At 72.3% G+C, this 19,749-nt stretch carries 18 protein-coding genes; 5 read left to right on the top strand and 13 right to left on the bottom strand.

Annotation, left to right across the window (positions count from 1 at the left end; genetic code table 11):
* Window positions 1–33 precede the first annotated feature (33 nt).
* On the bottom strand, window positions 34–825 hold the full coding sequence (thyX, locus tag CMS_RS05915; protein ID WP_012298591.1) for an FAD-dependent thymidylate synthase: 792 nt from the start codon (window positions 823–825) through the stop codon (window positions 34–36).
* A gap of 96 nt (window positions 826–921) precedes the next feature.
* Here thyX and CMS_RS05910 point away from each other — a divergent pair, with 96 nt between their 5' ends.
* Entirely contained in the window at window positions 922–1,842 is a 921-nt protein-coding gene (locus CMS_RS05910) for a TIGR01777 family oxidoreductase (protein WP_012298590.1), read from the top strand.
* A 49-nt stretch (window positions 1,843–1,891) separates the two neighbouring features.
* Here CMS_RS05910 and CMS_RS05905 read toward each other — a convergent pair whose 3' ends face one another.
* The 7 genes from CMS_RS05905 to CMS_RS05875 form a co-directional block, all read right to left on the bottom strand.
* Window positions 1,892–2,341, bottom strand: a complete 450-nt coding sequence (locus CMS_RS05905; protein ID WP_012298589.1) for a hypothetical protein — start codon at window positions 2,339–2,341, stop codon at window positions 1,892–1,894.
* A complete protein-coding gene (gene dapB / locus CMS_RS05900; RefSeq protein ID WP_012298588.1) occupies window positions 2,341–3,174 on the bottom strand; it encodes a 4-hydroxy-tetrahydrodipicolinate reductase in 834 nt (277 codons plus the stop codon). Before dapB ends, CMS_RS05905 begins: the two co-directional genes overlap by 1 nt.
* A 58-nt stretch (window positions 3,175–3,232) precedes the next feature.
* Complete coding sequence (locus tag CMS_RS05895) at window positions 3,233–3,835, bottom strand: histidine phosphatase family protein (RefSeq protein ID WP_012298587.1); 603 nt, start codon at window positions 3,833–3,835, stop codon at window positions 3,233–3,235.
* An 8-nt stretch (window positions 3,836–3,843) separates the two neighbouring features.
* Entirely contained in the window at window positions 3,844–5,199 is a 1,356-nt protein-coding gene (locus CMS_RS05890; protein WP_041464463.1) for a M16 family metallopeptidase, read from the bottom strand.
* Between the two features lie 63 nt (window positions 5,200–5,262).
* Window positions 5,263–6,183 carry a hypothetical protein gene (locus CMS_RS05885; protein WP_041464462.1) on the bottom strand — a complete coding sequence of 307 codons (921 nt, stop codon included), beginning with the start codon at window positions 6,181–6,183 and terminating at the stop codon, window positions 5,263–5,265.
* The gene (locus tag CMS_RS05880) at window positions 6,174–6,593 is read right to left on the bottom strand and encodes a hypothetical protein (protein ID WP_223842737.1); all 420 of its coding nucleotides are present in this window, start codon (window positions 6,591–6,593) and stop codon (window positions 6,174–6,176) included. The genes CMS_RS05885 and CMS_RS05880 overlap by 10 nt, the downstream gene beginning before the upstream one ends.
* A 296-nt stretch (window positions 6,594–6,889) precedes the next feature.
* Window positions 6,890–8,029, bottom strand: a complete 1,140-nt coding sequence (locus CMS_RS05875) for an aldo/keto reductase (RefSeq protein ID WP_012298583.1) — start codon at window positions 8,027–8,029, stop codon at window positions 6,890–6,892.
* Between the two features lie 410 nt (window positions 8,030–8,439).
* On the opposite strand from CMS_RS05875, the gene CMS_RS05870 reads away from it, so the two are divergent.
* Both CMS_RS05870 and CMS_RS05865 read left to right on the top strand, forming a co-directional pair.
* Complete coding sequence (locus tag CMS_RS05870) at window positions 8,440–8,970, top strand: YbhB/YbcL family Raf kinase inhibitor-like protein (protein WP_012298582.1); 531 nt, start codon at window positions 8,440–8,442, stop codon at window positions 8,968–8,970.
* Window positions 8,971–8,992: 22 nt separating this feature from the next.
* Window positions 8,993–9,373, top strand: a complete 381-nt coding sequence (locus CMS_RS05865; protein WP_012298581.1) for a hypothetical protein — start codon at window positions 8,993–8,995, stop codon at window positions 9,371–9,373.
* Between the two features lie 69 nt (window positions 9,374–9,442).
* Here the strand turns inward: CMS_RS05865 and CMS_RS05860 are convergent, their stop codons facing one another.
* Both CMS_RS05860 and rpsO read right to left on the bottom strand, forming a co-directional pair.
* Window positions 9,443–11,716, bottom strand: a complete 2,274-nt coding sequence (locus CMS_RS05860; protein ID WP_012298580.1) for a polyribonucleotide nucleotidyltransferase — start codon at window positions 11,714–11,716, stop codon at window positions 9,443–9,445.
* Between the two features lie 476 nt (window positions 11,717–12,192).
* A complete protein-coding gene (gene rpsO / locus CMS_RS05855) occupies window positions 12,193–12,462 on the bottom strand; it encodes a 30S ribosomal protein S15 (RefSeq protein ID WP_012038735.1) in 270 nt (89 codons plus the stop codon).
* A gap of 203 nt (window positions 12,463–12,665) precedes the next feature.
* On the opposite strand from rpsO, the gene CMS_RS05850 reads away from it, so the two are divergent.
* The gene (locus CMS_RS05850) at window positions 12,666–14,018 is read left to right on the top strand and encodes an MFS transporter (RefSeq protein ID WP_223842736.1); all 1,353 of its coding nucleotides are present in this window, start codon (window positions 12,666–12,668) and stop codon (window positions 14,016–14,018) included.
* Window positions 14,019–14,041: 23 nt separating this feature from the next.
* The gene (locus tag CMS_RS05845; RefSeq protein ID WP_106408638.1) at window positions 14,042–14,773 is read left to right on the top strand and encodes an HNH endonuclease family protein; all 732 of its coding nucleotides are present in this window, start codon (window positions 14,042–14,044) and stop codon (window positions 14,771–14,773) included.
* Window positions 14,774–15,058: 285 nt separating this feature from the next.
* Here the strand turns inward: CMS_RS05845 and CMS_RS05840 are convergent, their stop codons facing one another.
* The 3 genes from CMS_RS05840 to CMS_RS05830 form a co-directional block, all read right to left on the bottom strand.
* On the bottom strand, window positions 15,059–16,666 hold the full coding sequence (locus tag CMS_RS05840; protein ID WP_106408637.1) for a DASS family sodium-coupled anion symporter: 1,608 nt from the start codon (window positions 16,664–16,666) through the stop codon (window positions 15,059–15,061).
* Window positions 16,667–16,756: 90 nt separating this feature from the next.
* Window positions 16,757–19,033, bottom strand: a complete 2,277-nt coding sequence (locus CMS_RS05835; RefSeq protein WP_174270077.1) for a HelD family protein — start codon at window positions 19,031–19,033, stop codon at window positions 16,757–16,759.
* Between the two features lie 129 nt (window positions 19,034–19,162).
* Window positions 19,163–19,624, bottom strand: coding sequence for a VanZ family protein (locus CMS_RS05830; RefSeq protein WP_012298575.1), 462 nt, complete (start codon window positions 19,622–19,624; stop codon window positions 19,163–19,165).
* Window positions 19,625–19,749: the final 125 nt, after the last annotated feature.

The raw sequence follows: 19,749 nt of genomic DNA, 5'->3' as shown, positions 1-19,749 counted from the left end.
GTAACGGGCGACGGACGCCCAATCCCGGCTTCGCTACGGGGCGACGCGGCCGTTCTTCTGGAAGGCGGCGTGCGTCAGGGGCATGAGCCGCTCGAACTCGGTCTCCATCTTCTCGGCGCACATCTCGATCTCCCGCTGCGGGAAGCTCGGGAACGTCGAGTCCTCGTGCTTGGTGCGCAGCGACAGGAAGTTCATCAGCGCGCGGGCGTTGAGCGTGACGTACATCGACGAGTAGATGTTGAGCGGCAGCACGATGCGGGCGACCTCGCGTGCCACGCCCTGCTCGAGCATCCGCTGGTAGGAGGCGTACGCCTCGGCGGACGTGCGGCGGGTCTCCTCCTGCACGAGCGCGGTCTGCTCGGGGGTGCCCGCGTGGAACTCGTAGGCGCCGGGCTTGCCGACCTGCACGAGGTTGCGCTCGGGACCGGGCACGTAGAACACGGCGTCGAGCTCCTTGTAGCGGCCCGACTCCTCGTTGTAGGAGGCCATGCGGTGCCGCATGAACTCGCGGAACACGAAGATCGGCGCCTGCACGTAGAAGGTCATGGAGTTGTGCTCGAAGGGCGATCCGTGGCGGTCGCGCATGAGGTAGTTGATGAGGCCGCGGTCGCGCTTGACCCGCTTCTCCTCGGCCTCGGTGTCGACGTCGCCCTCGAGGGCGCGGTCCAGGCCGTCGGGCTCGTCGAGCGCGCGTTCGAGCGTCTTCTCGCCGGCGGTGGAGACGCGCGCGGCGAAGATCACGTCGGAGTCGTGGGCGCTGGAGCGGACGAGCTCCACGGTCATGTCTGAGCGGAAGGCGATGTCATCGTGGGGCACGACCGTCACTGTACGCGACGGCCCGACCGCGCCCGCGCGCGGCTCCTCCCGGCTGCCGCGCGGGGCCGCGTCCTAGGCTGGTGGGCACCGACGAAGGGCTCGACCATGTCCGACAGCACCGCATCCCCCGCTCCGCTCACCGTCCTCATCTCGGGTGCCGGTGGCACGATCGGCACCGAGCTGCAGGCCCAGCTGCACGCCGCCGGCCATCGCGTGCAGACGCTCGTGCGCCACGCACCGTCCTCGCCCGACGAGCACGAGTGGCAGCCCGCCGATGGGCGCCTGGATCCCGCGGTGCTCGACGACGTGGACGCCGTCGTGAACCTCTCGGGCGCCTCCATCAGCCGGCTGCCCTGGACGAAGGCGTACCAGGAGGAGATCCGCGCGTCGCGCGTCTCCGCCACGCGGACGATCGTCGACGCGATCGCGTCCTCGTCGAACCCGCCCCGGGTGCTGCTGAACGGATCCGCCGTGGGCTTCTACGGCGACCGCCCTGCCGAGCGCCTCACGGAGGACTCGCCGCGCGGTGCGGGGTTCCTCGCGGAGGTCGTGGAGGCGTGGGAGGCCGAGGCCTTCCACGCGCCAGCCGACGTCCGCGCCGCCACCCTGCGCACCGGGCTCGTGCTCGCGCAGGCGGGAGCGCTCGCGCCGTTGCGCCTGCTCACCAACATCGGGCTCGCCGGCAGGCTCGGCACCGGCGGCCAGGTCTGGCCGTGGATCAGCCTCCGCGACGAGGCCGCCGCCATCGTGCACCTGCTGACGTCGTCCGTCTCCGGACCCGTGAACCTCACCGGCCCCGAGCCCGTCATGGCCGACCGGCTCATGCGGTACCTGGCGAAGCGCATGCACCGCCCCTACCTGGTGCCGGCGCCCGAGTTCCTCATCCGCCTCGCGCTGCAGGAGGCGGGGCAGGAGCTGCTGCTCTCCAGCCAGCCGGCACGACCCGAGAAGCTGCTCGCCGACAGATTCGCCTTCCGCGACCCCACGGTGGAGCTCGCCATCGACCGGCTGCTCGCGAAGAGCTGAGCAGGGCCGGGCGACCTGCGGCGCGGCTCGTCGCCGCAAGCCCGGTCGGTCAGGCGGCAGGCTCGGCGCGATGCAGCGCGATGGCGCGGCGGATCGCGCCGCGCGCCCGGCGACGGTCGCCGCTCGCGTCGTACGCGAGGCCGAGACGGAACCACGCGCGCCAGCTGGCGGGATCCTGCTCCACCTCGGCCTGGTACGCGGGGAACGCCTCGTCGGCGGCGTCCCGGATCGGACGACCGCTCGCGCGGGTGGGCAGGTCGGCGACGGGCAGGCCGCCCTCCCCGTCGAGGATCCGCGCCAGGCGCGCGCTCCGCACGCCGAAGGACAGCTCGCGCACGAGCGCCCACACGCCGACGAGCGGGAGGATCAGGAGCGCGAGCCCGAACACGACGCCGACGGGCTCGCCCGAGATCAGCAGCAGCACGGCGATCTGGCCGGCCAGCGTGAGGTACAGCACCATGAGCACCGCCATGACGGCGACGCCGATGCGCGTCCCCATCAGGCGCTCGTGACGGTGGCGGCCTGGCCGCTCGGCCCGCCGTCGTCCACGGGTCCCGACGCGGCGCCGGTGGGCGCCGTCTGCGTCGCGCGCTCGCGCGAGCCGTCCATGTCGATGAGGCGGTCGAGCCCGACGACGACGCCGCGCGCGGTGCGGGTGGCCCGGAGGGCGAGCAGGATCCCGGCCTCGTAGGCGCTCGGCGCGAGCGTGTCGTGGCTGATGGTGAGCACCTCGCCGTTGCCGCCGAAGACGACGTCCTGCTTGGCGACGACCCCCTGCATGCGGAGGCTGTGCACCGGGATGCTCGCCACCTGCTGGCCGCGCGCCCGCTGGTCCGTGTGCGGCGCCTGCACGGGCCCCCGCGAGCCGCGCGCCTGGGACATCAGCTCGGCGGTGCGGACGGCCGTGCCCGACGGCGAGTCGATCTTGGACGCGCCGTGCGCCTCGACGATCTCGATGGAGTCGTAGAAGCGGGCCGCCATCTGCGCGAACGAGGTCGCGAGCACGCTGCCGACGGAGAAGTTCGGGATGATGACGACGCCCACGGCGAGGTTGCCGGTGATGCGCCGCTCGAGCTCGGTGATCCGCTCGCCCGTCCAGCCGCTCGTGCCCACGAGCACGTTCATGCCGTGCGCGACCGCGTACTCGACGACGCCCTGGCTGACCGCCGGCAGCGTCACGTCGACCGCGATGTCGGCGCCGAGCATGTCCGACAGCTCACCCTTGGAGTCGAGGCTGGCGACGAGCTCGAACTCGTCGCTCGCCTCGACGATCTGCGAGATGAGCTGGCCCATGCGTCCCGTTGCGCCGACGACGGCGACCGTGGTTGTCATCCGCCCAACGTACCGGCGCGCGTGGCCAGGACACTGGGCGGCAGGCGCGCCGGAGCCGCTAGTAGGGCTGCTGCTCCGGGAGGCCGGTGCGCAGCTCGACCGGCAGGTGGCCGAGGTCGTTGTGCACCACGAGGACAGGCGGCTTCGCGGAGCGAACGCGGATGATGGTGAGGCCGCAGTTGGCCTGGTTGATGCCCATCCACCGCCATTCCGGCGCGTCGAACACGTGCCGCACGAACCACGCGATGACGAAGTTGTGGGTGATGAGGAGGTCGTGCCGGTCCTCGCGGGCGGGTGCGAGGAACTCGCTCACCGCGTCCGCCATCTGGGCGCTCCCCGCGTCGATCTCCTCCTCGGTGACGCCGCCGAAGAACGACATGAACGCGTGCGGCATGTCCGGCACCGGTCCCGAGGGGATGCAGTCGAACAGCAGCGACGACGGCTCCGGCTCGATGGCCGGCATGTGCTCCGCCATGATCGCGGCCGTCTCCTCCGCCCGCGCGAGCGGCGAGTGCCGCACGGAGGTGAACGGGACGCCGCTCAGCCGGTCGGCGATGCAGTGGGCCTGGCGCTTGCCGCGACCCGACAGCGGACCGTCGGGCAGGCCGTGCTCGGCGTCCTGCTGCTCGCCGTGGCGCACGAGGTAGATGTAGTGGGACACGGTTCCTCCTACAGGAGCGCGGGGGTGTCGAGCAGCGGGGCGAACGCGTCGGCTCCGACGGTCCCCACGGCGGCGATCGACAGCGGTCGTGAGATCAGGTCGGATGCGAGGGCGCGGACGTCCTCGGCGGTGACGCGGGACAGGCGCACGAGCGTCTCGTCCAGGTCGACGTACTCGCCGGTGGTGATCTCCGACCGGCCGAGCCGCGACATGCGCGTGTCCGAATCCTCGAGAGCGAGGGCGGACTGGCCGGAGAGCTGGCCGAACGCGCGCGACAGCTCCTCCTCGGTGACGTGCTGCTCGGCGAGCTTCTGGAACTCGTCGACCATGAGGCGCGACACCTGGGCGGTCTTCGCGGCCGTGCATCCGGCGTAGAGGCCGAAGACGCCCGCGTCCGAGTAGGAGGCGCTGAACGAGTAGACGGAGTACGCGAGGCCGCGCTTCTCGCGCACCTCCTGGAACAGGCGCGAGGACATGCCGCCGCCGAGCACCGAGTTGAGCATCGCGAGGGCGGGCCGACGGTCGTCGGATGCGGCGAGGCCCGGCACGCCGAGCAGGATGTTGGTCTGCTCGATGGGGCGGTCGACGACGACGAGGTCGCTGCGGCGCGTGATCATCGGCGCGGCACCCGTGCGACGCGCGACCGGGACCGCCGCGATCGAGAGGTCCCAGCCGGCGCGCTCGAGCCCGGCGGTGACGCGCGCGACGAGGGCGTCGTGATCGACGGCGCCCGCCGCGGTGATGACGAGGTCCTGCGGGCGGTAGTTGCGGCGGTAGTGCGCGACGACGGCGTCACGCTCGGCGGCCTCGATGTCCGCGGGGCTGCCGCCGATGGGGCGGCCGAGAGGGTGATCCCCCAGCACGGCCTCGAAGAAGCGCTCGCTGACGATGTCGCCCGGGTCATCGTCCGCCATGGCGAGCTCCTCGAGGATGACCCCGCGCTCGGTCTCGAACTCCTCGGCGTCGATGAGGCTGGAGGTGACCATGTCGGCCAGCACGTCGACGGCCATGCTGAGATCGCGATCCTGCACCTTGGCGTAGTAGCAGGTGTACTCCTTGGCGGTGACGGCGTTGTGCTCGCCGCCGACCGCGTCGAAGGACACGGCGATGTCGAGCGCCGTGCGCGACGGAGTGCCCTTGAAGAGGAGGTGCTCGAGGAAGTGCGTGGATCCCAGGTCGCCCGGCTGCTCGTCGCGCGAGCCGACCGCGACCCACATGCCGATCGTGGCGCTGCGGCTGCCGGGCACGTCCTCGCTGAGGATGCGCACGCCGGACGGGAGCACGGAGCGCCGGACACGGGCGCCGCCCGTCGACTGCACGGTGAGCTCAGGGAGGTCGAGAGGGAGTTCTACGGCGCGGGACATCAGCGTCACCCTACGCCACGGGCCCGGCGCGAGCCCGGGCGCTGCCGTACGGCGAGGGGCCGCTCACGGACATCCGGGTCCGGCGTCGCGGGTCCCGCACGCGCCCCCGACCAGCACCGTCGACCCCTGGAGGACACGGATGGTGACCGGACCGACCTGGACCGGGAGGGTGCCCGGGATCTGCTGCCACCCACCGCCGTCGAAGCGGTAGCTGGGCGAGTACGCGATCGTCAACGTCACCTGCCGGACACCGACGCTCGGATACACGTGACTCGTGTCCGTCGCCGTGGAATCCTGCTGACCCAAGGCCTTCCACGACGACCCCGGACCCTCGACCGTGCTGCTCGTGCCGTCGCCGTGATCCCACGTGAACGACACCGGCACGAACCGCACCTGCGCAGGACGACCCAGCAACGTCCCGCCGACCACCTGCGTGGTCGCATCGGTGAACAGGTTCACCGGTGCCCCGACGATCGCCCACCCGTTCGGCTGCGACCGGATCGACGCATCCCGCGGCACGAACTGGGCCACGTCCGCCAAGGACACCCCTGGTGTCGCCGCGACTACCGGAGCCGGATCCGCGGGCTTCGTCGGCGCCTTCGCCGGCGGCAAGAACGCATGCTGCCCGTCCGAGCACAGCCCCCCGCCTGACAGGCGCGCACTCGGGCTGCACGGCACGTCCACATCCGCCGCCATCCGCCCACGCGGCACCGGAGGCGGCGCCGCCGGGTGCGATGTAGACGGTGTGGGTTGTAGGGGATCAGTCGGCGAATGACCACCTGCACGGGAGGAGAAAGCGACCCCCGCGCGGGTGTTCTCGGCTTGCAAGCCCACTCCTCCGCCCTGGATGCCTCCTGTCGTGCAGATGCCTTCACCGCCGAATTTGACGCTGCAGGGATCGTCCGCTGATTCCGCTTGGGCGACGAGAGCAGACGACAAGGCGAGGACCAGAGCCACCACGGGTGCGAGCAGACTCAACCGCATGCGTGCACGTCCTCATTGCGCACGATGTCGCTGATACGCCAGAGTGCATCGCCGGATTTGATGGCCTTCACCTGCAGGGACTGGCGGACCGCACGATCGGGCGTCACATCCGCACCGTTCGAGTCAATGATCCTCGTGCCACCGATGTCAAGGCAGACCTGGGCAGTCATGTACTGCGCTCCCTGCGGGTCGATGCCGCGATCCGTGACCTCGAACTCCGACACCAGCTCCTGACCGTCGGTTCGCTGCCCCTGCTCGCGTGCCTTGTGGAGCCCCGCTTGCTCGCTTTTCAACACGCTCCCCGTGAGCAGAGCCGCGAGATCCTGATCGGTGAGGGTGTTCGCGTCGAGGTCGACGTACCGCATGAAGACGTCGTGGAACGCCGCGTCGTCCTGCTGATCCTGGGTCAAGGAAGGAGCCGGAGCGGGCACGGGCGTCGGGGCCGATGCCGTGACGCATCCAGTGAGCAGCAGGCTCGTGACGAGGACGGCCAGCGATGCAGCTATCGCTCCCCCTCGTGGTCGCAGCGGAATGCGCGGTCGCTCGTGCAAGGTCGTCTCCCCCGGGCCGTACGGAACCCGCGCGAACAGGCGGGCGCTAAAGCACCGGGCATCGCGGGTCCAGGAAAGCTAGCCGCCGGAACGCGAACAGGACGGCCGCCCTCCACATCCGAGGGTGAGCCGGGCCGGCGGCACCCTGGGGACGACTACTCCGACGCGCGGTCGAGCCGGGCCACGTCGTGGCGCGAGAGCTGCACGTGGGCCGCCTGCACCAGGTCGTGCACCTGCTCCGGGCGGCTCGCGCTCGCGACGGGTGCGACGACGCCCGGCTTGGCGAGGAGCCAGGCCAGAGCGATCGTCGCGACGCTCGTCGAGTGGTGGTCAGCGATCTCGTCGAGGGCGGTGAGCACCCGGAGGCCGCGGCGAGTGAGGTAGGCAGCCGCCCGGGCTCCGCGGGCGCCATCGCGCACCGCATCGCGCGTGCGGTACTTGCCCGTGAGGAAGCCGTTCGCGAGCGCGAAGTAGGGCATCACCGCGAGCTGCTGCCCGCGCACGACGTCGAGGTACGCCGACTCATAGGGCGCGCGGTTGACGAGGTTGTAGTGCGTCTGCAGGGCGACGAACCGCGGTGCGTCGTACAGCCCGCCCATGATGCGCGCGTGCAGCAGGCGCTCGGCGGCGTAGTTCGACGCCGCGAGGTGCCGGACCTTGCCCGACGCGATGAGGCGGCCGGCGGCGGCGAGGCTCTCCTCGAGCGGGACGTCGATGTCGTCCCAGTGGAAGTAGAGGAGGTCGATGTGGTCCGTGCCGAGCCGCGACAGGCTGGCGTCGACGGCGCGCTCGATGCGGGATCCGCCGAGGCCCGGGAAGTCCTCGCTCTTGCCGATCTTGGTGGCCACGACCATGGAGTCGCGGTTGCGGCGCTCGCGCATCCACGACCCGATCATGTGCTCGCTCCGGCCGCTGGCGTAGGAGTCGGCGGTGTCGATGAAGTTGCCGCCCGCCTCCTGGTACCGGTCGAGGATCGCGGAGGTGTCCTCGGAGCCGGCCGTCCAGCCGAAGACGTTGCCGCCGAGCGCGAGCGGGAAGACGCGGAGGTCGGTGTCGCCGATGGCGCAGCGGCGGGCCGGCTGCGGGATGCTCCCGCCGGTGCGCAGGCCGGGCTCCGCGGCGGAGGCCTCGAGGACGATGGCGCCGGCCGCCTGGACGGTGGTCTCGACGATGGTGCCGGACGGGGTCGTCGTGTCGGTCGGGCGCGAACGACGCGGGACGAGCGGGCCCCCGCGACGCCGGCGGGGCGGCGATCCGGGCACGACGTCGGAGGCGGAGGGGGAGGACGTCGTCACACTCCCGAGGATACCGCTCAGCAGGCGAACGGTTTGCGTACCAAGGCTCTGCGCGCGCCGCCGTTCGCCAACGGGACACCGATGGCACGGCGACAGCCGATGGGCCGGTGGCCGAGGACGGGGCGACGCCGGAAGGGGTGCCGCGGATCCCCCGATCCCGGCACCCCTCGGCGGTCTGCATCCCCCGATGCGTCCCCCGAAGGCGGGTGGTCCCGTGGACCTCCCCGCACCGACCACGCTAACGAGGCATCCGCGTCGCGACCCAGCCCCTCTTCGGGGGTCCCCGCCGCGGCACAGGCCACCGCGCGCGTCGCACCGAGGCCGCCCCGAGACGGTGGTCGGACGATTCCGGCTGCGACCCTGCCCGCCGTGCGAGGCTGGAGCGGTCAGCACCACCGAGAGGAACCCACGTGCCCAACGACCCGCTGCACCGCCTGCCGGACGCCGCCCCCTTCCACCTCACCAGCCCCGACTTCGCCGACGGGGCAGCGCTGCCCCAGTCCGCGCGCGGTGCCGGACAGGGTGGTGAGGACCGCTCCCCCGCCCTCAACTGGACGGGCGCGCCCACCGCGACCCGCAGCTACGTGCTCACCATGTACGACCCCGACGCCCCGACCGGGAGCGGCTTCTGGCACTGGGCGGTGCGCGGGATCCCCGCGACCACCACGTCGCTGCCCGGCGGCGCGGGCGATCCGGATGCGGGCCTCCTGCCCGACGGCGCCGTGACCCTGCACAACGACGCGCGAGAGACGCGGTTCTTCGGGGCGACGCCGCCCGCGGGCCACGGCACGCACCGCTACTTCTTCACCGTCACCGCGCTCGACGTCGAGTCGCTGGACATCCCCGAGGGCGCGACCCCCGCGATGCTCGGCTTCCTGATGCTCCCGCACGTGATCGGGCGCGCCCAGCTCATGGGCACCACGATCAACGTCGCGGACTGAGCGACCGGATCGGGGCGATGACATGACCGAAGCGGGCGGACGACCGGCGGACGAAGGCGAGGGCGACGCCGCCCGCGCCCGGCCCCGGCGCCTCGCGCTGGTCCTCGCGATCGTGGCCGCCGTCCTCGTGATCGCCGGGGTCGTCACGGCGATCACGGTGTCGCAGGGCGGCGACGAGCCGGTGACCCCGGTCCCCACGACCGGCGAGCCCGGCACGACGCCCGGCATCACGCCGACGCCGACACGGAAGCCGACGCCGACGAGCCCGGATCCGACGCCGACGGACGAGCCCGCGCCGACGCCCGCACCGAGCCCGTCCGCCGATCCGACACCGGCCCCGTCCCTCTCGGCACCGCCCGCCCAGGACGTGCCGTACCCGACGGATCCGAACGACGGGAAGTAGCCCGCACATGACGGATGCCCGCCCCACCGAGGTGGGACGGGCATCCGTTTCGTGCGGGTGCGAGAGGGCCTAGCCCTCCGCGGGGGCCTCGGGGCCGTCGCTCGCGGCGGCGGAGCCCTCCTGATCGGCGGCCTCCTCCATCACGGGAGCGAGGGACAGCTTGCCGCGGTCGTCGATCTTGGTGATCTCCACCAGGATCTTCTGGCCGACGCCGAGCACGTCCTCCACGTTCTCGACGCGCTTGCCGCCGGCGAGCTTGCGGACCTCGCTGATGTGCAGCAGGCCGTCCTTGCCGGGGAGCAGCGAGACGAACGCGCCGAACGTCGCGATCTTGACGACGGTGCCGAGGAAGGACTCGCCGACCTCGGGGTTCGTCGGGTTCGCGATGGCGTTGACCTGCGCACGCGCGGCCTCCGCCGACGGGCCGTCGACGGCGCCGATGTACACGGCGCCGTCCTCCTCGATGGAGATGTCGGCGCCGGTCTCGTCCTGGATGGCGTTGATCGTCTTGCCCTTGGGGCCGATGAGCTCGCCGATCTTGTCGACGGGGATGTTGACCGAGATCACGCGGGGCGCGGTCGGGGCCATCTCGTCGGGGGCGTCGATGGCCTGGTTCAGCACGCCGAGGATCGCCGTGCGGGCCTCCTTCGCCTGCTTGAGCGCACCGTCGAGGACCGACGTCGGGATGCCGTCGAGCTTCGTGTCCAGCTGGATGGCCGTGACGAACTCCGACGTGCCGGCGACCTTGAAGTCCATGTCGCCGAGCGCGTCCTCCGCACCGAGGATGTCGGTGAGGGCCGCGTAGCGGACCTGGCCGTCGACGGTGTCGGAAACGAGGCCCATGGCGATGCCGGCGACGGGCGCGCGCAGCGGCACACCCGCGTTCAGCAGCGACAGGGTCGAGGCGCAGACGGAGCCCATCGAGGTGGAGCCGTTGGACCCGAGGGCCTCGGACACCTGGCGGATCGCGTAGGGGAAGTCCTCGCGGCTCGGCAGCACCGGCACGAGGGCGCGCTCGGCCAGGAAGCCGTGCCCGATCTCGCGACGCTTCGGCGACCCGACGCGACCGGTCTCGCCGGTGGAGTACGGCGGGAAGTTGTAGTGGGTCATAAAGCGCTTCTTGGTGACGGGGCTCAGCGAGTCGATCTGCTGCTCCATCTTGAGCATGTTCAGCGTGGTGACGCCCAGGATCTGAGTCTCGCCGCGCTGGAAGATGGCCGAGCCGTGGACGCGCGGGATGACCTGCACCTCGGCGTCGAGCGGGCGGATGTCGGCGAGGCCGCGACCGTCCATGCGGATGCCGTCGCGGAGGATCCGGCCGCGGACGACCGTCTTCGTGACGGACTTGTACGCCGCCGAGAACTCGGTGAGCGCCGACTGCGGCAGCTCGCCGGCCTCGACCTTGGCGGCCACGGCCTCCTTGGTGCGGGTCTTGAGGGCGTCGTCGGCGTCCTGGCGCTCGATCTTGTCGGCGATCCGGTACACGGTGCCGAGCTCCTCGAGGGCGAGGGCGGAGACCGCGTCGTAGGACTGCTGCGCGTACGGCAGGAAGACCGGGTAGTCGACGGTGGGCTTCGCGGCCTGCTGCGCGAGCGAGGCCTGCGCAGCGACGAGCTGGCGGATGAACGGCTTCGCGGCCTCGAGGCCCTGCGCGACGACGGCCTCGTCGGGCTTGGTGGCGCCGGCCTGGATGAGGTCCCAGGCACCCTCGGTGGCCTCGGCCTCGACCATCATGATCGCGACGTCCTCGTTGCCCTGGGCGTCGGTGACGACGCGGCCGGCGACGGTGATGTCGAAGACGGCCTCCTTGAGCTGCGAGTGCTTCGGGAAGACGACCCACTGGTCGCCGATGAGCGCGAGGCGCACACCCGCGATGGGGCCCGAGAACGGGATGCCCGAGAGCATGGAGGAGGCGCTGGCCGCGTTGATGGCGAGGCTGTCGTAGAACTCGTCGGGCGCGATGCTCAGGACGGTGATGACGACCTGGACCTCGTTGCGGAGGCCCGTGATGAACGACGGGCGCAGCGGCCGGTCGATGAGGCGGCAGACGAGGATCGCCTCGGTGGAGGGGCGGCCCTCGCGGCGGAAGAACGAGCCGGGGATCTTGCCCGCGGCGTAGCTGCGCTCCTCGACGTCGATGGTCAGGGGGAAGAAGTCGAAGTTGTCCTTCGGGTGCTTGCCCACCGAGGTGGCGGACAGCAGCATCGTGTCCTCGTCGAGGTACGCGGCGACCGCGCCCTGCGCCTGCTGCGCGAGGCGGCCGGCCTCGAACCGGACCGTGCGGGTTCCGTACTTGCCGTTGTCGAGGACTGCCTCGGCGAACTTGATCTCTGGACCTTCCATTGAGGTCTCTCTCCTTCGTGTTGCGCCTCTCGGCGACGCCCGTCGGGCGCTCGTCCTGCATCCCGTGTGGATGCGGACCTCCTGCGACAGAGGAGGAGCGGGCGAGGCGACACCGCGGCGCCCGCCTGATGCGGATCCCGGGTGCACGTGCGCGGCTGGTTCCGCTCGCCGGCCGGTGGCCGACGGCGGCGGGCGCATGTCTGGCCATCAGTGGGAATGCTCCGAGCGACTCGGAATACCACCACCAACGACCAGCTCCTGCCGGCCAGCTCCATCTGTCGTGATCGCATCGTGACGCTGGGCGTCCGCTGGATCACTCCGACCATGGTAGCACCCGGCCCCTCGCGGGCTCGGGAGGACGGGGATCGCCGGGTGTCGGGCGGGCGTCGCGGACATTAACGCGAGACGAGCCGCCACCCCGGAGGGTGACGGCTCGTCCGCTCGGTCGCGATGCGATCAGCGACGCGTGGTGCGTGTCAGCGGCGGATGCCCAGGCGCGCGATCAGGGCGCGGTAGCGCTCGATGTCGACGTTGGACAGGTAGCCGAGGAGACGACGACGCTGGCCGACCAGGAGGAGCAGGCCACGACGCGTGTGGTGGTCGTGCTTGTGCTCCTTGAGGTGCTCGGTGAGGCCCGTGATCCGCTTGGTGAGGAGCGCGATCTGCACCTCGGGGGATCCGGTGTCACCGGGGTGGGTCGCGTACTCGTCGATGATCGCCTTCTTGACGTCTGCTTCCAGAGCCATGTGATGATCCCCTCTCGTGTTCGTTGCGCGGCGCCCGTCACAGGATGTGCGAGCTCTCTTGATCCGCGGCCGTTCAGACGGCAACCTCACGACCATACCAGAGGGCGGGGCCGCTCCCGGGGCCCGAGGCCGCCCGGCGCGAGGCGGCGTCGGCGGACTCGGCTAGCGTGGAAACCCACTCTAGAGAGACGACGCAGCGACACGTGAGCACCCCGCCCGAGACCTCCCCCATCCCGATCCCCGACGAGCGGCAGGTGCGCGGCAGCCACTTCGTCGACCTGTCGCCGCTCACGGAGAGCCCGGCGTTCGCCCGGCTCTGGGCCGGCAACGCGATCGCCGGCATCGGCAGCCAGATGACGGTCGTCGCCATCGGGCTGCACGTGTACGAGCTGACGGGATCCACCGGCTCCGTCGCCCTCGTGGGTGTGCTGTCGCTGCTGCCGATGATCATCGCGGGCCTCTACGGCGGCATGCTCGCGGACGCGTTCGACCGGCGGAAGGTCGCGCTCATCGCGTCGTGCGTGGCGTGGGGGTCGACCATCGTGCTGGCGGCGCTCGCCTGGACGCACGCGGAGACGGTGTGGTCGCTCTACGCGCTGAGCATCCTCAACGCGGTCGCGGCGACGGTCATCGGCACGAGCCGGCAGGCGATCCTCCCCCGCATCCTCCCGCCGCACCTGCTGCCCGCGGCCAGCGCGCTCGGCGGGATCAGCCTGGGCGTCATGGTCACGGTCGGGCCGGCGCTCGCGGGCGTGCTCGTCGCGTCGGTCGGGTTCCAGTGGACCTACACGGTCGATGCCGTGCTGTTCCTCGCGGCGTTCACGGGGGTGCTCGCGCTGCCGCGGATCGCGCCCGAGGGCGAGGTGCAGCGGCCGGGGCTGGCATCCATCAGGTACGGGCTCGGGTTCCTGAAGACCGCGCCGAACATCCGGATGTCGTTCATCGTCGACATCATCGCCATGACGCTCGGGCAGCCCCGCGTGCTGTTCCCGGCGGTGGGCGCGGTCGTGCTCGGCGGCGGGCCGGTGACCGTCGGGATCCTCACCGCGGCCGGCGCGGTCGGCAGCCTCGTGAGCAGCGTGCTGAGCGGATCCGTCGGGCGGGTCACGCGGCACGGCCGGGCCATCCGCCTCGCCATCGTCGCCTACGGCCTCTCCACCGCGGGGTTCGGCGTCGTGCTGCTCCTCGCGTCGAAGCCGGGCGTGCTGCACGGCATCGGGTCGCGCATCGAGGACGCGAGCATCCCCGGCATCGTCGCGGCCTCCGTGCTGCTCGCGCTCACGGGAGCCGCCGACAACATCTCCTCCATCTTCCGCAACACCATGCTGCAGACCGCGGTGCCCGACAACATGCGCGGACGGCTGCAGGGCATCTTCATCGTGGTGGTGACCGGCGGGCCGCGGCTCGGCGACGCGTACATCGGAATCGTCACGCTGTTCGCGGCCCTGTGGGTGCCGTCGCTCGTGGGCGGGCTGCTGATCGCGGTGGTGGTGTGGACCCTGATCCGCGCGCTGCCGTCGTTCGAGCACTACGACTCCCGGAACCCCACCCCGTGACGCGGCGGAGGAGGCGGACGCCCGTGCTCGTGACGCTGGCGGCGCTCGTCATCGTGATCGTCGCGGGGCTCGTGCAGTGGCGCGGTGATCCGGGCACCGGATCCGGGCAGGCCGGCGGCAGCACGTCGGGGCTCGGCGCGGAGCCGGGGTCGACCGGATCCGCGCGCCTCGCCCTCCAGGGGCTCGAGGTGCGGACGGACGAGCGCGTGCCCGGCTACGACCGCGAGTCCTTCGCCTGGCGCACCGACGTCGACCGCAACGGCTGCGACACCCGCAACGACGTGCTGCGGCGCGACCTCGCCGACGCGGAGATCCGCAGCGGCACGCGCGGCTGCGTCGTGCAGGCGGGCGTGCTGGAGGATCCGTACTCGGGGGCGCGGGTGTCGTTCGACCGGTCGCGCGACCCGGAGGCGGTGCAGATCGACCACGTCGTGTCGCTGTCGGACGCGTGGTCCTCCGGCGCATGGCGCTGGGACGCCGACTACCGCGCGGCGTTCGCGAACGACCCGCTCGAGCTGGTCGCCGCGTCCGCCGCCGAGAACAACGCGAAGTCCGACGCGACGGCCGACGCGTGGCTGCCCGAGGATCCCGCTGACGCATGCGCTCTCGTGGCGCGGCAGGTCGCCATCAAGGTGCGCACCGAGCTCAGCGTGACGCGCGCGGAGCATGACGCGATGGCGCACGTGCTCGACGGGTGCGGCGACGCGCCGCTCCTCACCTCCGACGACGTGGGCTGGCCGGCGCCCGTGCGCTGAGGCTCGGCGCGTCGACGCTCGATGCGTCGGCGCCCGGCGCGCGGGGCCGGCGTACAGGGTCCCGTCACCTGCAGGGCCCAACCGATCGCGCGCCCGGTCCGAAGAGAGTGCAATGCTCCGGACCACCCGAGACGCGATGCACCACTGGTCCGGATGCCATGGGGAGAGCGGTCGCACGGACGGCGCATGGAGAGGGGTCTCGGCGCCGGGACCATGACCGCAGGGCCGGCCTGTCATCGGGTCGGCCCATCTCCATGCCCTCGGGCCGCCGGCGCGGACGGAGCGTCAGGCCAGGAGGCCGAGCACGCCCATCCAGGCGGTGCCGACGACGCCCCAAATCACGATGAGCACCACCGCCATCACGAAGCCGACGCGGAACCACTCCTTCGTCGTGACGTAGCCGGATCCGAAGACCACGCCGGACGGCCCCGACGCGTAGTGCGAGATGCCGCCGAAGAGGTTGCCGATGAAGCCGAGCACGAGCGCGGCGAACAGCGGCGGAGTGCCCGTCGCGACCGCGGCGCCGAGGAAGACCGCGTACATGGCGACGATGTGCGCCGTGTTCGACGCGAAGAGGTAGTGCGAGAAGAAGTACACGAGCGCGAGCACCGCGAAGGCCCACGGCCAGGGCAGACCGCCGACGGATCCGGACACCGCGCCGCCCACGAGGTCGATGACGCCGAGCGCGTCGAGCTGGTCGGCCATGCCCACGAGCACCGCGAAGAAGATGAGCGTCGACCAGGCCGAGGCGTTCGCGGCGAGGTGCGACCACGTGAGGACGCCCGTCACGAGGAGCACGGCGATGCCGCCGAACGCCGCGGCGGTCGCGGGGATGCCGAGCAGGGATCCGCCGCACCAGAGCACGAGGAGCAGCACGAAGGTGGCGGCCATGATGCGCTCGTGGCCCGACAGCGGTCCGAGGCCGCGCAGCTCCTCGCGTGCATGGGCCGGCGCCTCGGGCGTGCGGGTGAGCGTCGGCGGGTAGACGCGCGACATCGCCCACGGCACGACGACCAGGCTCAGGAGGCCGGGGACGAGCGCCGCGAGCGCCCAGCCGCCCCAGGTGACCTCGATGCCGAGGTCGGCCGCGGCCTTCTGCGCGACGGGGTTGCCCGCCATGGCCGTGACGAACATCGCGGAGGTGACGGTGTTGACCTGCACGCTCGTGAGCGCGAGGTAGGAGCCGAGGCGGCGGCGCGACGCGTCCGATTCGGGGGTAGATCCCTGCACGCGGCTGAGCGACGCGACGATCGGGTAGACGACGCCGCCCGCCCGCGCGGTGTTCGACGGCGTCGCAGGCGCGAGCACGAGGTCGGTGAGCGCCATGCCGTACGCGAGGCCGAGGCTGGATCCGCCCAGCCGCGACACGAAGACGAGGGCGATGCGGCGGCCGAGGCCCGTGACGAGGAAGCCGTCCGCGATGAAGAACGACGCGACGATGAGCCAGATCGTGGGGTTCGCGAAGCCGACGAGCGCCTCGCCGTCGGTGGTCATGGTGCCGGTGAGCATGGCGACCGCGAGGCCGACCAGCGCGACGGGCGCGGTCGGCAGCGGCTGGAGGATCAGCGCGAGGACGGTGCCGACGAAGATGCCGGCCATGTGCATGCCGCGCGGGTCGACCCCGGCGGGCGGCGGGACGAGCGCGATGCCGACGGCGACGGCCACGGCCACGGCCACGATGACGACGACCTGAATCGCGCGCGAGCGGTGCGCGCGGCGGGCGGCGGCGGATGCGGCAGGCGCGTCGGGCGCCTCAGGCGCGTCGTCCTCGGCGACCGACGCGACCCCGTCCGGCACCGGATCGGCCTCGTCGCGCGGCGCTCCGCCGGGGCCGGGATCCGTCCCGGTACCGGGTGCGGACGAGGGGCCGGAGGACGCGGGAGGACGGGTCATGACCGGCCCATCCTCCGCGCGTGCGACCGGGGATGCCACTTGTGCTCATAGTGTTCGCGAACCCGCCGCCGGGGACGCGAACGGACGTGATCAGGCGGTGAAGCCCGTGGACGTGACGACGTGCAGGCGCTGCGTGGGCCGGGTCATGGCGACGTACAGTCCGGCCGCGCCGCGCGAGGTGTGCGCGAGGATCTCGTCGGGCTCCGCGATGACGACGACGTCGAACTCGAGGCCCTTCGCCTCCTGCGAGCCGAGCACCGCGATGGGCCGGCCGAGGCCGCCCACGCCGATGCCCACGGCGGATCCGAAGCGCTCGGCGAGCGCGCGGTGCAGCTCCTCGACGCGGTCGTCCCGGGCGATGACGGCGAGCGTCCCCGCCTCGTCGCCCTCGCGCTCCTCGTCGACCACGTCGATCACGGCCGAGACCACCTCGTCGGCGTCCACCTCGACCGTGTCGATGGGGTGCTCGCCCTCGCGCACGGCGCGCGAGCGGGTGACCGGGAGGCCGTGCGCGATGGCCATGCGCTCGGCGGCCTCGGCGATCCGGGCGGGCGTGCGGTAGTTGACGGTGAGCTCCTCGAGGCGCCACTCGCGGCCCAGCACCGGGCCGAGGGCGTCCTGCCAGTTGGTGACGCCGACCGCGGAGCTGGCCTGCGCCACGTCGCCCACGATCGTGAAGGAGCGCAGCGGGCAGCGGCGGAGGAGCACGCGCCACTGCATGGGGCTGAGCTCCTGGGCCTCGTCGACCACGATGTGGCCGTAGGTCCAGGTGCGGTCGGATGCGGCGCGCTCGGCGGTCGTGCGCCGCGCGGCCTGCTCGGCGAAGCCCTCGGCGAGGCGCTCGGCCGTGACCATGCCGCCGACGCCCATGTTCTCGATGGCCTGCTCGGCGTTCTCGATGTCGCGGAGGCGCTGCTGCTCGCGCTCGCGCGCGCTCGCGTCGGCCTGCGCGCTGAACTCGCCGAGGAGCTCGGCGGCCTCGTCGAGCAGGGGCACGTCGGCGATCGTGAACGGCGCGTCGCGGTCGCGGCGGAGGAGCGCGCGCTTCTCGGGGCTCCACCGCGGGGTGAGCGAGGCGAGCCAGTTCGGGCGCGCGTACAGGTCCTGGATCAGCTTCTCGGGGGTGAGCGGGAGCCACGCGGTGTTGAGCGCGACCTTCACGTCGTAGGAGGTGCGGAGGTCCTCGCGGAGCATGGCGAGGTCGCTGTCGTCGAGGGCGCTGCCGTTGCGGCGCATCTGCGACGCGAGGACCTGCGCGAGGGATCCGAGAGCCGCCTTGTTGAAGACCAGCCGCGCCTCGTTGTGCGGCTTCCGGCTGTCCTGCGCGCGGCGGAGCGCATTGGCCACGAGCGACGGCTCGAGCACGATGCGCTCGCCGTTGACGTCGAGGGTCACGGCCTCGGTGGGGACGACCTGGCGCGAGCGCACGGCGCGCTGCAGGAGGCCGGCCATCTCGGCGGATCCCTTCACGGCCGCGACCTCGGGCGCATCCTCGCCCGCGGCGTCGATGCCCGGGTAGAGCTGGCCGACGCTCGCGAGCACCACGCCCGTCTCGCCGAGCGACGGCAGCACGGCCTCGATGTACTGGAGGAACGAGCGGCTGGGACCCACGACGAGCACGCCCGAGGAGGCGAGCCGGTCGCGGTGGGAGTAGAGGAGGTACGCCGCGCGGTGCAGCGCGACCGCGGTCTTGCCGGTGCCCGGACCGCCCTGCACGACGAGCACGCCGCGGAGGTCGGAGCGGATGATGCGGTCCTGCTCGGCCTGGATGGTGGCGACGATGTCGTTCATCCGGCCGGTGCGACCCGCGGCGAGCGCCGCCAGCAGCGCGCCCTCGCCCTGGAGGCTGGTGCGGCCCTCGTCGAGCAGCGTCGGGTCGAACACCTCGTCCTCGACGTGCACGACCTCGCGGCCCCGCGTGGTGAGGTGGCGGCGGGCGCGGGCGCCGAGCGGGGTGGCGGCGGTGGCCTGGTAGAAGGCGCTCGCCTGGGGCACGCGCCAGTCGAGGAGGAGCGGCTGGAGGTCGTCGTCGCGGAGGCCGATGCGGCCGATGTACCGGTAGACCGGATCCCCGTCGCCTGCCGTGCGCGCGGGTGCGGCGTCCCGCGGCTCGTCCTCCGGCAGGTGGCCGTCCTCGAACTCGAGGCGCCCGAAGACGAGGCGCTCGTCGACCTCGCGGAGCGCCTGCAGCCGGTCCTCGTAGATGCGCGCGAACGCGTCCCGCTCGGAGCGGTTCTGGTGGGTGCCGCCGGTGGGGCTGTCCCGCACCGCGATCAGCTGGTCCCGCGTGTCCGCGCGCACCGCGTCGAGTCGTCCGTAGAGGCGGGTGACGTACGCCCGCTCGCGCTCCAGCTCCGTACCGGTCACCTGCACACCCCTTGGAATCCGGCGTCAATCCTATCGAGCCGAGGGGGCGTCCCCTGACCGCGGGCGGGACCGCCTGCGCCGCGGACGGAGCGCCGCGCGGGGTCAGCGGCGCGTGCCGACGAGGCGCTGCTACACCGTGGACGCGGGCTGCGGGCGCCGGCGGAGCGCGCGGCGGCGGGCGTTCTCGGAGCGGGCCGTGAGGATCAGCACGAGCACGACGCCGAGGAGCGCGCCCAGGCCGTTGTGCACGAGGTCGCGGACGTCGGAGACGCGCGTGGGCAGGAACGCCTGGGCGGTCTCGATCAGCGCGGACAGGCCGACGCCGAGCGCGATCGCGAGCCACCAGCGCGATCGGCCGAGGAGCAGCACGAGGAACATGCCGACCGGCAGGAACATCGCGACGTTCGCCGCGCCCTCGACGGAGGAGTACGTGATCCACGAGGTGCCGTCGTGGCGGTGCAGGGCGCGGAGGGCACGGAAGAGGTAGCCGTCGAGGCGGCGGTCGTAGGGCTCCGGCGACAGCGTGATCCACGCGACCAGGCCGAGGTACAGGGCCGTGGCGGTTCCGAGGACGGGGTGGCGGAGGAGCATCCGTCCATCATCCGGGCATTCCCCTGGGTGCCGGATCCGCCGGAGGTGCCGGTTCCATGACGCCCTGTTGCGTCCGACCGGTCCTCGGGGATGACCCGATGGGAGCATGTGCGTGCAGCGCATCC

The organism is Clavibacter sepedonicus, assembly GCF_000069225.1.
GTDB classification, from domain to species: Bacteria; Actinomycetota; Actinomycetes; order Actinomycetales; family Microbacteriaceae; genus Clavibacter; species Clavibacter sepedonicus.
The sequence above is the reverse complement of the archived record's forward strand: the minus strand, read 5'-3'. Positions and strand labels throughout refer to the sequence as shown.